Genomic DNA, 13,218 nt, shown 5'->3' with positions numbered 1-13,218 from the left:
AGAAAAAAGAAAGGCGGGCCAAAAACCCGCCTTTTCCATATCCATCGATTTAGGAAAAGCTTACTGGCCGCTTGAGGCAACGCCGCCAAGCGCCTGCCATTCCGCAATCGCCTTGTTAAAGGCATCGGTGCCGGTCGGACCCTTTTCCATGGTCAGCAAAGCGCGGCGGCCGTTACGATAGACCACCGGAATATCGATCCAGTTGCGGCTCTTCAAAAGGTCGAGATTGGTCTTGCGCGCATCCGGGAAATCGTTGAGCGCGACCATATAGACATCGTCAGTGACCTTGGCCGGAACCGCGATCAGCGCATCGCCGCGATCCTGCTCGGTCGCCTTCAAGGCTACACGCTGAACGTTGTCGATCGCCCCGCCCTCGAAATTCGGCGGCACCTGGAAGGCAAGCTCGATCAGATGGCTGGCTGGCAGCGAGGAATCCGAGTTCCGCGAAACCGTGATCGTCGCAGTTAGGCCGCGATCCGGCACGGTAATGAGCCCCTGCACCGAAGGCTCCGGACGGCCGTCAGGCCCCTTACCTTCCTGCAGCGACCAGCTGACCGTACCCTGGAAGGCCGTTGGCGATGTCTGGCCCAGGCGCTCCTCATAGAGAAAAACCTTCTGTCCGTTGGTTGCCGGAGCGGTCTGCTGCGTCACGGGTGGCGGTTGGTTGGCGGTAGCCTGTTGCTGCTGATTGGCGGCAGGCGCCTGCTGGTCCGTCGAAGCAGCCGGCGTGTTCGGTGCGGCGGTCGCGGGAGCTTGGCTCTGAGCCGCGCCGGCATTGTTGGCGACCGGCGGCGTCGCCGCGGCGGCGGGTGCAGCAGAGGCAACATTCTGCTCGGCTACGGATTTGCCTTCAACGACGCCGGGTTGCCCGTTTGGAGCAGGGCCTTCGTCCTCTTCGGTGCCATTCGCCAGAAGACGCTGCGTGAATTTCGTATTGACCGTATTCGGATCGGTGGGCAGTGCTGCGGTATCAGTTTTGCCGGCACCTGCACCCGCTGGCTGCTGGGCGGCCGTATTTGTCTGCTGTGGCGTAGCCGCCTGCTGGGCGGGAGCTGCGGCATTACCGTTGCTAGGATTGCTGCCCGCAGTATCAGACGTCGCGGGTGCCGTCGCCTTCTTCGGCGCAGAGCTGACGAGCTTCGTCACCATATTGTTGAGCGCGTCGCGGTTCAGCCAGGCTGCGTAGCCACCGCCTCCAACGACCGCAAGGCCGACGAGCGTGACGATGATACCTGTGACATTGATCCGGCGACGCTTCGGCTCCATGCGGAAGCTGCGGCCCTGCAGCTTCGCCGCCATCGCCTGATCGAGATCGGGCGGAACGGCAGAACCTCCGCGGCGGTCGTCTTCGGCGCGCTTGTCGAAACCGGCAAGCTCCTTGAGTTCGCGCCAGCCGTCATTGTTGGCATCGGCTTCGGACGCCGCTTTCTTCGACGGATGCACATCCGCGAAAAGATCGACATCGTCAAAGGCATTTTCCGGCATTTGTCGAGCTGGCTGCTGCACGGGCTTGGAGGCCGCGGGTGCAGGCTGCATTTCCTCGAAGACATCTGCGTCCCAGGCAAAGCCCGTGTTGACGGCAGGTGCCTTGGAATTGACCGGCCCTTCGGCCGGTTGGCCAAAGGGTGCTTCAGTGAAAGCTGCGGCCGGCATGACCGGTTCGTTGTGGCGCGCGGCGGCAGGTTCAGGCGCAGCGCGGGAGGCTGGCGCATCCACCTCGGCCCAGATCTGTTCGACCTGGCTTATGACGTCATCGACTGGCCGTGGCGGCACAGGCGGCGCGATTGCTGCAGCGGCTGCCGGCGCCTCTTCCACATGGTGAGGCTCCGCATGCTGTTGCGGTTCTTCCCAGTGTCTCTGCGGCTCTTCATGGTAAACCGGCTCAAGGGCCGGTTCTTCGTGAGCCTCGGCATGATGATCGATACTGGCATGCTCTGCAGCCGGAGCAAAAGGCTCGTCCGCCGGATGCGGCTCGCTCCACTCCTCAACAGGCTGGTGCTCTTGCGCATGACCCTCTTCGACATGCGCGGCCGGCTCCTCATAAGCCTGCTCGTTCTCGACCGACGCAGCTGCGGCCGGCTCCTCATGGACATGGACCTCGGCCGGCTCTGGCGCAGGCTCTTCCTCATGCGGCTGGGCATGGACTTCCTGAGGCTCAGGATGGTCCTGAGCGATCTCTTCATGCGGCGCGGGCGCTTCCGCAACGGGCTGCTCTTCGCTGCCCGGTAAGGCCTCGGCATGTTCGGCTTCAACCTCGACGATCGCTGCCTCAAGCTTGTCGAGCTGGCGACGCAGCATTTCCTCTGGCGGGCGCGGCTTCATGCTCTCAAGCTGCCGTTGCACGGCACCACGAGCTCGATCGTAAACCTTGACCCGCATCTCGGGAGTATTGTCCGTCAGGCCGTCAACGGCCCGTCGAATAACTGCTACAAAATCCGCCATCAGTACTTTCTCATGATGCCCGGTGTGCAGCCGGGCCGGGATTCGTCATAGATACGCAACTTTAGCCCTCAAAGGGGTCGGTCACAAGTATGGTGTCCTCGCGCTCCGGACTGGTCGAAAGCAGCGCCACGGGCGCACCGATCAGCTCTTCCACCTGACGCACATATTTGATCGCCTGCGCCGGCAGATCGGCCCATTTGCGGGCGCCGACGGTCGATTCCTTCCAGCCCTCGAGCGTGATGTAGACCGGCTCGACTCGGGCCTGCGCCGCCTGGCTTGCCGGCAGATAATCGATTTCCTTGCCGTCGAGCTTGTAACCGACGCAGATCTTCAGTTCGTCCAGGCCGTCGAGCACGTCGAGCTTGGTGAGCGCGATGCCGGTAATACCAGAAGTCTTCACGGTCTGGCGCACCAGTACGGCGTCGAACCAGCCGCAGCGGCGCGGGCGACCGGTATTGACGCCCACCTCGCGGCCGACGGTCGACAGATGCTTGCCGATCTCGTCATGCAATTCGCAGGGGAACGGTCCCTCACCGACGCGAGTCGTATAGGCCTTTGCGATGCCGAGCACATAGCCAAGCGCCGTCGGGCCAAGGCCCGAGCCGGCTGCGGCCTGACCGGCAACCGTGTTGGACGAGGTGACGAACGGATAGGTGCCGTGGTCGTTGTCCAGGAGAGCGCCTTGTGCCCCTTCGAAAAGGATGCGGGCACCGGCCTTGCGCTGCTCGTCGAGCAACCGCCAGACCTGGTCGATATAGGGAAGAATATGTTCTGCAACAGAGCTCAGCTCCTCATGCAGGGCGTCGAAGGAGATTTCGTCGACGCCCATACCGCGGCGTAGCGCGTTGTGATGCGTCAGAAGCCGGTCGATCTTGGCAGGCAGGGTTTCCGGCTCGGCGAGGTCGATGACACGAATGGCGCGGCGGCCGACCTTGTCTTCATAGGCCGGTCCGATACCGCGACGCGTCGTACCGATCTTCGTGCCGCTGTTGGAAGCGGCATCTTCGCGCATGGCGTCCAGATCGCGGTGCAGCGACAGGATCAAGGGCGCGTTCTCGGCAATGCGCAGCACATCAGGAGTAACGGCTACGCCCTGGGCCCGCAGCTTTTCCACTTCGGCGACGAAATGATGGGGGTCGACGACGACGCCATTGCCGATGACGCTGAGTTTGCCGCGCACGAGGCCGGAAGGCAAAAGCGCAAGCTTGTAGCTGACGCCATCGACGACAAGCGTGTGACCGGCATTATGACCGCCCTGAAAGCGTACAATCACATCAGCGCGTTCCGAAAGCCAGTCGACAATCTTGCCCTTGCCTTCGTCACCCCATTGCGAGCCGATCACTACAACATTCGTCATTTATCCATTCCCGCTTCCTGCGCGCGGCAGCGCGCCTTGCTCAAACCCGCGCATCTATAAAGCTTTGTTTTTGGGAAAGCGACCCTGTTGTCTCAGGAGATTCGGCTTTTTGCATGACGAATCAGCGCCTCCAACAGGATTTTTCCCCTGTCGCAGTTCCGAGGGCCTTTCAACAACCCTCTCCGGTGGCGATCCTCGCCCCTCAAAAACCCGGCTTGACCGCCGGCGCAACGCCATCGTCAGGCCCATGCGGCACTGGATCAAGAAAAGCTAACCAAGTTCGAGCGTGGTGACACCGAAGACGCGATCGAGCGGGATTTCCGGCGCCTTGCCGCGATACATGCGCGCCGTTTCGAACACCGGAGACAGCCCGCACTCTTCAGCAAGGCGGATCGCCTGGATATTATCGACCGGCACGTCAAGATAGACAGGCGCTCCATTGGTTTTGGCGAGCAGCTTGCTCATCAATGCCAGCGCGACCTCCGGCTTGTTGGCGAATAATGGACCGATCTTGTAACCCTCGAAACAGCGGCGGATCGTGCCGTAGCCGCGAACCCTGCTACCGCCGCCGACGATGAAGGATGCCCGCCTTTGGGGAGCGCCGCACCAGGCCCGAATGAAGGAGTGACGCAAGCCGGGGAAAATTTCCGCATCATAGTGCACCAGCGCTTCGAGCTTGCCGTCCGCGACCGGCACCACCTGCCTCGCCTGCGCTTCATCCACCTCAAGTATTTTGGGAATACCGCCATAGCGGAGCGTCCGATAGGCCATCTCGAAACCGTGCCGTCGGTAGTTTTCCTGCTGCGCGACGACCCCATCCAGCCCGACGACACGATTGCCGGCAAGCGCCATGCCCTTGTTCCAAAGCTGCTTGCCATATCCCCGCCCACGAAACTCCGGATGAAGCATATAGAGGCCAAGAAAAGCGAAAGCCTCGCCATAACGGACGACGGATATGCAGCCGACTGGGACCTCGCCGATGGCGCCGATCAGAAAGCCGGAGGGATCCGCCTCCCAGAAGGCGTGCGCGTCGTCAATACCGGGATTCCAGCCTTCTTGCCGAGCCCATTCCAAAGCGAGCTCCAGCTCGCCAGCCCGCATCATCCGCACGGCGAAAGTCGATTTCATGCAAAAGTCCCGAACCGCCCATTATACCGCCGCCCCTGCGGAGCGACCGCACCCAATTCATCATGTGACAACACACTGCCAATCACAAGCAATAGGCTATCATAGACTTAAAGTGCAAAGGCTTCGTTTCACTTGAAAAACAAGATGATCGCGCAGGCAGAGGATCGACGAAGCTTCGGTGATACTTCCGCTGCAACCTTCCTAAAACCGGTATAGGCATATAGGCGTTGCCTGCGATCCTGTGTATAAACGCGGATGATCGCCCATGCCGGGTTTGCGTCTCGGCGCAAGATCCAGCGCTAGCAAAAGGATTGAAATTTCATGCGCATCACGATGATCGGCTCGGGTTATGTGGGGCTTGTGTCGGGTGTTTGCTTTGCCGATTTTGGCCACGATGTCATTTGCGTCGACAAGGATACGAGCAAGATCGAGGCTCTGCGGCGCGGCGAGATACCGATCTTCGAACCGGGTCTGGAACAAGTCGTCGCCGACAACGTGCGCGCCGGCCGCCTCTCCTTTGAAACAGATGTGAAGGCAAGCGTTGCCGCCAGCGATGTCGTCTTCATCGCGGTCGGCACCCCTTCCCGGCGCGGCGACGGCCATGCCGACCTCTCCTATGTCTATGCCGCTGCTCGCGAGATTGCCGAGCACGTGAAGGGCTTCACCGTCATCGTCACCAAATCCACGGTCCCTGTCGGCACCGGCGACGAAGTGGAGCGCATCGTGCGCGAAACCAATCCGCAAGCCGATGTCGCCGTCGTCTCCAATCCGGAATTCCTGCGCGAAGGTGCGGCCATCGAGGATTTCAAGCGTCCCGATCGCATCGTCATCGGCCTCAACGACGAGCGGGCGCGCGGTGTCATGACCGAAGTCTATCGCCCGCTTTATCTCAACCAGGCGCCGCTTCTCTTCACCTCCCGCCGCACGTCGGAATTGATCAAATACGCGGCCAACGCCTTCCTCGCCATGAAGATCACCTTCATCAACGAGATGGCCGATCTCTGCGAGAAGGTCGGCGCCAACGTGCAGGAAGTCTCCCGCGGCATTGGTCTCGATGGCCGAATCGGCTCGAAATTCCTGCATGCCGGCCCGGGCTATGGCGGCTCCTGCTTCCCAAAGGATACGCTGGCGCTCGCCAAGACCGCCCAGGATTACGACAGCCCCGTGCGCCTGATCGAAACGACCGTATCGATCAACGACAACCGCAAGCGCGCCATGGGCCGTAAGGTCGTCACCGCCATGGGCGGCGATATCAGAGGCAAGTCGGTCGCCGTCCTCGGCCTGACCTTCAAGCCGAATACCGACGACATGCGCGACAGCCCGGCAATCTCGATCATCCAGACACTGCAGGATGCCGGCGCAACGGTGACCGGCTACGATCCCGAAGGGATGGAGAATGCACGGCTTGTCATCGACAACATCACCTATGCGGACGATGCTTACAGCGCTGCGCGCGGCGCCGATGCGCTCGTCATCGTGACGGAATGGAACCAGTTCCGTGCGCTGGATTTCACCCGGCTCAAATCCGTCATGAAGGCTCCGGTCCTGGTCGACCTCAGAAACATCTATCGCCATGACGAGGTCACAAAGCACGGCTTTGCCTATACAAGTGTCGGCAGACCCTCAAGCGACGCCACACTTTAGAGCGTTTACGCATTCCGAACGGAAAACCGCTACGCACCTTTCCTCGAAATGCTTTAAGCAAAGGCCGATCAATGCGCTATCTCATCACCGGCACAGCCGGGTTTATCGGATTCCACCTTGCCAGGCGTCTGCTTGACGAGGGTCATTTCGTCGTCGGTTTCGATGGCATGACGCCCTATTACGACGTCAAGCTCAAGGAAAAGCGCACAGCCATCCTCGCCCGCTCCAACGGCTTCAAGGCCGTAACGGGCATGCTCGAAGACAAGGCCGCGCTGGATCATGCCGCCGAACTCGCCGAACCTGACGTGATCGTCCATCTCGCCGCCCAGGCAGGCGTCCGCTATAGCCTCGAAAATCCGCGCTCCTACGTCGATTCCAACCTTGTCGGTTCGTTCAACATTCTGGAATTGGCAAGAAACCTGCAGCCGAAGCACCTGCTGTTGGCATCGACCTCTTCCGTCTACGGCGCCAACGAAAAGATCCCCTTTGCCGAAAGCGACAAGGCTGACGAGCAGATGACGATCTATGCGGCGACCAAGAAGAGCATGGAGCTGATGGCGCACAGCTACGCCCATCTCTTCAATGTGCCCACAACCGCTTTCCGCTTCTTCACTGTCTATGGTCCCTGGGGCCGCCCGGACATGGCGCTGTTCAAGTTTGTCGATGCCATCAAGAACGACAGGCCGATCGAGATCTACGGCGAAGGCAAGATGAGCCGCGATTTCACCTATATCGACGATCTCGTCGAAGGCATCGTACGCCTCATAGGCGTCGTGCCGTCGGAGGAAAACCGCGTCGTATCGGAAACGGTCATCGATACGCTGTCGAAGAATGCTCCCTTCCGCGTCGTGAACATCGGCGGCGGCCAGCCCGTCGGCCTGATGAGTTTCGTCGAAACCATCGAGACGATGCTCGGCAAGAAGGCGATCCGCAAGATGCTGCCCATGCAGCCCGGAGACGTTCACAACACATATGCAGTGCCGGACCTCTTGATAGCGCTGACAGGCTTCAAGCCGCAGGTCGAAGTCGATGAAGGCGTGAAGCGCTTCGTCGAATGGTATCAAGAAAACTATTGAGTAAAATGGCCAACATCGTCGAAACGGAACACTGGATCGCGAGCTCCGCCGGGCGGCTTTACGCCAAATCCTGGAGACCGGATACCGGGATCTTCCGGCCACCCATCATCCTGTTTCACGATTCCCTCGGATGCATTGCACTCTGGAGAGATTTTCCGCAACAGCTTGCCCAATCCTCCGGCCGTCAAGTGATCGCCTATGATCGGCTGGGCTTCGGCCGATCCGATGCCCGCACAGATATTTTGCAACAGAACTTCATGGCCCTTGAGGCCGAGCAGGCTGTGCCGTTGCTATGCGAGCAGTTCTCCATCCAAGAGTTCGTCGCCTGCGGGCATAGCGTAGGCGGCGGCATGGCCGTGGAGACGGGAGCGCGCTTTGGCGAGCGCTGCCAGGCCGTCATCACCATAGCCGCGCAGGCTTTCGTGGAAGAGAGAACCCTGCAAGGCATCAGGATCGCGCAGCAGGAATTCAGATCGGCCGAGACGTTTGCCAAACTCGTGAAATATCACGGCAGCAAGACCGATTGGGTACTGCATGCATGGATCGATACGTGGCTTGCTCCCGAACGCGCCGGCTGGTCGCTCGATCCGGCCCTTGAAAAGCTCCATTGCCCGGTGCTTGCCATACATGGCGAGCGTGACGAATATGGCTCTGAAGCCCATCCGCATCACATCGCGGCCGGACGTGGCTCGGTCTATTTCATGCCGGATACCGGGCATGTGCCGCATCGCGAACGCCCTGCCCAAGTGTTACTGGCGATCGAAAATTTCCTGGCATGAATGAAAAAGCCGGCTTACTCGGCCGAACCCGCAGGATGATAGGCCCGGTCGAAATAGATAAGCCCCTGCCCCTCGTCACGTTGACGGATGGCATCGACTTCGCAGAGCAGGATGTCATGCGTGCCGCCGTCGGCCTGACGGACGATGCGGCAATCGAACGAGACAAGAGCATCCTCAAGCACCGGCGCGCCTGTCGATAGCTCCGACCAGGAGGCACCAGCGAAGCGTTCGGCAACCGGGGTCTTGCCGCCGAATAGCCGCGACAGGTCCTGATGCGCTTCCGATAGCACATTGACGCAGAGCACCCCGTTTTGCGTGACGGCGGGATGAACGGAAGCGCCGCGATTGAGGCAGACGAGCAGGGTCGGCGGGCTGTCGGTTACGCTGCAGACGGCGGTCGCGGCAAAGCCGGCGATACCCGCGGGGCCGTTGGTTGTGACAATGTTCACTGCCGCCGCCATCCGCGCCATGGCGTTGCGGAACTCGGTGCGCGCAATATCGGGATCGGCGACAGGCACCGCCTTCTCGATTGCCACGGAAGTTTTCATGTTCATCGCACTCTTCCCTAAATCGCGCCGACAGCCTCACATTATCGATGGGCAGCATGCGCCTCAAGAAACGACATTTTGCGGAAGTAGCCCTTCGCGAGCAATTAATTTTCTATAAAATCTATCAACAAAAAGAAAAACAGATCGCCTCAGCGTTCTGCGCTGCCACGGTATGCTGAAGCCTGCCTCAGGTCCGGGTGGAAATCAGCAGAAACATCGGCCGCTCGCGCTCGATTGCCCACTCCGGATGGGCTGCAAGATCCTCATCGCTCGGCGACCATTCTTCGACATGGGCAATGATGAAACCGGAGTTGATCAAGAGGTTGAGCGTCGTTCCCATCGTGCGATGCTGCTTGACGACGCCTTCGGCGAGCCAGTTCGTCAGCCGCGGCCCTTCGATCTGATAGGCATTGAGCGGCCAGATCTTGCCGCCCTCGGCATCGTCAAGCCATTCCGGCCGCCGGGGCGCCATATAGATCGGATGCTCGATCGAAAAGATCAGTCGACCGCCCGGCTTCAACGCCTGACGGATCGTCGTCAGCAGACCGGCAAAGCCTTCAACATAATGGAAGGCGAGCGAGCTATAGACGAGATCGAAGCTCGCCTTGGGAAGCTGAAGTTTCTCGAGATCGGCGCGATCATAGCGAACCCGCGCATCCGTCGTCTCCGCCCGCGCACGTTCCAGCATGTTCGCGGAGACATCCAGCCCAAGGACACTGGCTGCATCCTGCTCGGCGGCCCAACGGCAGAACCAGCCGAAACCGCAGCCGAGATCGACGGCATCGAGACCCTTGAGGTCAGGCATCAAGGAACGGATCGCCGGCCACTCGGCGGCACCCGCCAGCCCGTCGATAGATCTCTGCAGGCGGCTATAGCCTTCGAAGAAGGCTGGATCGTCGTAGATATTCTGCGTCATGTTGGTCTTCCATGCTTCTGCTTGCCTTGGAACTGGTCGTATCAGAGGTATAGCTCGGATCCTTTTCGCTTAGACCATAAGCAAACCGACGAAAAGCCGATTGAAAAGGAGGGCCGGCCGGTGCCGGTCAAGCAGCCGGCTTTGGCCGCGATAGCCACTGCGAATAGGGCTTCACACCGAAATCCGGATCGGCCGCCTCTTCAAGCACATGGATAAACTCGATCGAATGCCCGTCGGGATCCGAAAAATATTGTGAGACGGCTGGCATCCAACCGAGAACGACCGGCTCATCGAGCGGCTCGCCATTGAAACCCTTCGGCTGAACGCCATGAGCCTTCAATGCGGCGGCGGAGCCGACTACATCGGCGAGAGAGGTTCTGAAGGCAATATGGAGGCGCATCTTGAGAGGGGAGCTGCCGGTTTCCCAAAGGCCGAGCATGCCCATCCGTTTATCGTCGATCCACAGGAAGGCAACCTTCCTGCTCTCGATGACCGTGCCGACCTCGAGCTGCAGGACGTCGCGATAGAAGGCGATAGAGCGCTGAAGATTGGCGACCGTCAGATGCGTCTCGTAGAGCCCCAAAATGCGCGGCATCACGAGGTTGGCCGATCGCTCCGGATCGCTGATCGACATCACATCACCTTCGCCGCCGTGACCTCGACCTCGACCAGAAACTCGGACCGTGTAAATCCGCCGACGATCAGCAGCGTGGAGACTGGCGCGGGAGTCTGGACATAGCGATCGCGCACAGCCATGTAGGCGGGAAAATCCTCGCGCGTGGTCACGAAACCACCGATGCGGATGACGTCGGCAAACCCCATGCCGGCCTCCTCGAGGATAGCGCCGATCGCCTTGAAACACAGTTCGGCCTGACCGGTGACGTCAGGCGGAATGCGATCGTCGGCACCAATGCCGAGCTGGCCGGACGTGACCAGCAGACTGGCGCCGGGCGGCACCAGCAGGCCGTGATTGTAATTGCCGAAAGGGCGGCGAACGGATGCGGGATTGAAGACCTTTTTCATCGATTCCGACTCCTGATGACTGAGCCGATTTCAGCATTTTGAGATGAAAGGGGCAAGTCGGTCAGTGGGCTTGAGGCAATGTCACCGCTCGATTCCGCCGTATTTCCAACAGGATATGTCCGAAAAGTGCCGCAAGCACGATCGGCCCGCCGATGAGTGTCGCCGTCAAAGGACGCTCGGCGAACATCATCCAGACCCAGAGTGGCGTCAGCGGCACCTCAAGCGCCGTCAGCAGCGCTGCATCCGAGGCCGGCACCAGCCGCGAGCCAAAGGTGTAGAGGCTGAGGCCCATGGCGTTCTGGATGATGCCGAAGGCGATGATCAGGCCAAGATCCTGGCCGGAGATCGAAAGCGGCGAAGCGAACCAGAAGGTAACGAAGGAACACAGCCAGGCGGAAAGCGCCATGGCCGGTAGCATCGGCACATTGCGATGCTGACGCATGACCACCGCAAGAGCGGCGACCGTCAACGTCATGATGGCAGCAAGCCCCTTGCCGAGCCAGCTGCCGCCATCGCTCGCATGGCCGGAAAGCATGACGAGTACGCCGATGAAGGCAATGCCACTCGCAATCAGTGTCCTCAAATTCGGACGCTCGCGGATGAAAACGAAAGCGACGCCCGCGGTGACAAAGGGCACTGTCGCATAGATGACCATGGCGTCCGCAACCGATGTATAATAAATCGAGCCGATACCGCTGATCATGGAGGCGGTGGAAAAGATCGTCGCCGCCAGCGACGGGCCGCGCATGGAACACAGTATGCGAAAGGCATTACGGCGCTCGATATAGAAAAACAACGCGAAGACGCCGAGGCCGGAGACGATTCCGCGGCAGAACAAAATGGTCATGAGATCGGCATGGATCGCTCGAACGAACAGCCCGGACGTCGACCAGGCGAGCGCCGAAAGCGCCACATAGGCCACGCCCAGCCTGTATTGCTGCTGTTCCGCCAGCGTCACGTGGAATCCTCCGTCCTATAGCGGCAGAGCATTAGCGGGCGGCAACGATGCCTACAAGCAAAGCTTGCGCCGTTGCGTGTCGCGGGCACTGGGAAGATGGCACTGGTGGCAGGAAGGTCACGCCACACGCTCCGGCGTAATCGAAAGACATCTACCTACCCATTCGTATTGGTAGGATCATATCGATCTTGCACATCTTCACGATCGTTCTACGATTCTGGCGACCTTGTCGAAGGAGAATCAAATTGCGCCTGCTGTCGGCCACCTTATTTGCGTGCGGCTGCGTCAGCCTAGTCGACGGCCCGCTATGGCCGCCGGCGCAAACCTATGTCGACAAAACGGTCCAATGCAGCCATAGCAGCGATCCGGCCCGCTGCGAACATACGCGCGATAGCTGGAAAGCTGATTATGAGGAGGCGATCGCGGGCGGATATCGGGCGCAGAAACATGTCGCTCTATGCCTCAGCACAGGCTGCGACCAGGCAATCCAACCCGACAAGATGCTCGGCTGTGCCTGGCGCATGTTCATTGCCGAAACAAGGCATGCCCAACCGGACAGCATGGATTTTGCCAATCTCAACCGCTTCTGCGGAACGGAGTATATCGACCAGAAGGGAAAACTCGCGGCGGCCTCTCAAGCGAAGGCAATGATGCGCCTGATCGGCAAATAGCGGACTGCGCAGCATAGTCTCTACCGCGCAGCCGGTGTTTTTGGCAGTTTCTAAGCATAGGGCGTCAGGAAACTGCGGATTGCCTCGATTTCGTTAGGCCTGATATCGTGGCCGCCTGGATGCCAGTCCAGAGTGACCTCGGCATTCTGCCGCGTAAAGTAATCGGCAAGCGCCTTGGTGACTGGAGCGGGTGCGATCGGATCGCGCTCGCCTGCTGTAATCAGCACGCGCTTGCCCTCCAGCCTTGCATTGTCCTTTGGCTGGAATGGGATCAGCGGATGCATCAGCACGGCCGCGTCGAAAAGATTGCCATGCTCGATCAGAACATTGGCTAGGATATTCGCACCGTTGGAAAAGCCGAGGCCAAGCACCTGCGATGCGCCGTGCTCAGCCGCGAGCTCCGAGACATAGGTCGCCATCTTTTCCGTCGCCCTGGCAAGGTCAGCCATGTCATAGACGCCCTCGCCCGTGCGGCGGAAGAAACGCGCCGCGCCATATTCCGAGACATCGCCGCGCGGCGAGACGATGGTTGCGTCCGGCAGTAGGCGGGTGGCGAAATCGAAGAACTGGTTTTCGTCGCCGCCTGTGCCATGGAAGGTAAAGAAAATAGGCTTTCCGGGTGCACCGGCCTTCAGCCGGTGCACGTAAGTCGTATCCATCATGATCTTTCTCCTGG

Annotated in this window: 13 protein-coding genes; 4 read left to right on the top strand and 9 right to left on the bottom strand. The window is 60.1% G+C overall.

Going from position 1 to position 13,218, the window contains the following annotated elements:
• Window positions 1-60: 60 nt before the first annotated feature.
• The 3 genes from ACYJRZ_RS00810 to ACYJRZ_RS00800 all read right to left on the bottom strand — a co-directional run bounded on the left by ACYJRZ_RS00810 (window position 61) and on the right by ACYJRZ_RS00800 (window position 4,927).
• Window positions 61-2,442: a hypothetical protein gene (locus ACYJRZ_RS00810; protein ID WP_459455159.1), complete on the bottom strand. Its 2,382-nt coding sequence runs from the start codon at window positions 2,440-2,442 to the stop codon at window positions 61-63.
• 61 nt (window positions 2,443-2,503) lie between these two features.
• Complete coding sequence (locus ACYJRZ_RS00805) at window positions 2,504-3,799, bottom strand: adenylosuccinate synthase (RefSeq protein ID WP_459455157.1); 1,296 nt, start codon at window positions 3,797-3,799, stop codon at window positions 2,504-2,506.
• Window positions 3,800-4,069: 270 nt separating this feature from the next.
• Window positions 4,070-4,927 carry a GNAT family N-acetyltransferase gene (locus tag ACYJRZ_RS00800; protein ID WP_459455155.1) on the bottom strand — a complete coding sequence of 286 codons (858 nt, stop codon included), beginning with the start codon at window positions 4,925-4,927 and terminating at the stop codon, window positions 4,070-4,072.
• Between the two features lie 321 nt (window positions 4,928-5,248).
• On the opposite strand from ACYJRZ_RS00800, the gene ACYJRZ_RS00795 reads away from it, so the two are divergent.
• The 3 genes from ACYJRZ_RS00795 (at window position 5,249) to ACYJRZ_RS00785 (ending at window position 8,426) form a co-directional block, all read left to right on the top strand.
• Window positions 5,249-6,571: a UDP-glucose dehydrogenase family protein gene (locus ACYJRZ_RS00795; protein ID WP_459455153.1), complete on the top strand. Its 1,323-nt coding sequence runs from the start codon at window positions 5,249-5,251 to the stop codon at window positions 6,569-6,571.
• A 71-nt stretch (window positions 6,572-6,642) separates the two neighbouring features.
• On the top strand, window positions 6,643-7,647 hold the full coding sequence (locus ACYJRZ_RS00790) for an NAD-dependent epimerase (RefSeq protein WP_459455151.1): 1,005 nt from the start codon (window positions 6,643-6,645) through the stop codon (window positions 7,645-7,647).
• A gap of 5 nt (window positions 7,648-7,652) precedes the next feature.
• The gene (locus ACYJRZ_RS00785; RefSeq protein WP_459455149.1) at window positions 7,653-8,426 is read left to right on the top strand and encodes an alpha/beta fold hydrolase; all 774 of its coding nucleotides are present in this window, start codon (window positions 7,653-7,655) and stop codon (window positions 8,424-8,426) included.
• Window positions 8,427-8,440: 14 nt separating this feature from the next.
• Here ACYJRZ_RS00785 and ACYJRZ_RS00780 read toward each other — a convergent pair whose 3' ends face one another.
• The 5 genes from ACYJRZ_RS00780 to ACYJRZ_RS00760 form a co-directional block, all read right to left on the bottom strand.
• Window positions 8,441-8,980 carry a flavin reductase gene (locus ACYJRZ_RS00780; protein WP_459455147.1) on the bottom strand — a complete coding sequence of 180 codons (540 nt, stop codon included), beginning with the start codon at window positions 8,978-8,980 and terminating at the stop codon, window positions 8,441-8,443.
• 181 nt (window positions 8,981-9,161) lie between these two features.
• Complete coding sequence (locus tag ACYJRZ_RS00775; protein WP_459455145.1) at window positions 9,162-9,890, bottom strand: class I SAM-dependent methyltransferase; 729 nt, start codon at window positions 9,888-9,890, stop codon at window positions 9,162-9,164.
• A gap of 127 nt (window positions 9,891-10,017) precedes the next feature.
• Window positions 10,018-10,524, bottom strand: coding sequence for a VOC family protein (locus tag ACYJRZ_RS00770; RefSeq protein WP_459455143.1), 507 nt, complete (start codon window positions 10,522-10,524; stop codon window positions 10,018-10,020).
• Window positions 10,524-10,913 carry a RidA family protein gene (locus ACYJRZ_RS00765; RefSeq protein WP_459455141.1) on the bottom strand — a complete coding sequence of 130 codons (390 nt, stop codon included), beginning with the start codon at window positions 10,911-10,913 and terminating at the stop codon, window positions 10,524-10,526. Before ACYJRZ_RS00765 ends, ACYJRZ_RS00770 begins: the two co-directional genes overlap by 1 nt.
• Window positions 10,914-10,974: 61 nt before the next feature.
• Window positions 10,975-11,871: a DMT family transporter gene (locus ACYJRZ_RS00760; protein ID WP_459455139.1), complete on the bottom strand. Its 897-nt coding sequence runs from the start codon at window positions 11,869-11,871 to the stop codon at window positions 10,975-10,977.
• 188 nt (window positions 11,872-12,059) lie between these two features.
• Between ACYJRZ_RS00760 and ACYJRZ_RS00755 the strand changes: the two genes are divergently transcribed.
• Window positions 12,060-12,542, top strand: coding sequence for a hypothetical protein (locus ACYJRZ_RS00755; RefSeq protein ID WP_459455137.1), 483 nt, complete (start codon window positions 12,060-12,062; stop codon window positions 12,540-12,542).
• 50 nt (window positions 12,543-12,592) lie between these two features.
• On the opposite strand, the gene ACYJRZ_RS00750 is transcribed toward ACYJRZ_RS00755, so the two are convergent.
• Window positions 12,593-13,204: an alpha/beta hydrolase gene (locus ACYJRZ_RS00750; protein ID WP_459455135.1), complete on the bottom strand. Its 612-nt coding sequence runs from the start codon at window positions 13,202-13,204 to the stop codon at window positions 12,593-12,595.
• Between the last annotated feature and the right edge of the window lie 14 nt (window positions 13,205-13,218).

Source organism: Rhizobium sp. No.120 (assembly GCF_054558365.1).
The sequence above is the reverse complement of the archived record's forward strand: the minus strand, read 5'-3'. Positions and strand labels throughout refer to the sequence as shown.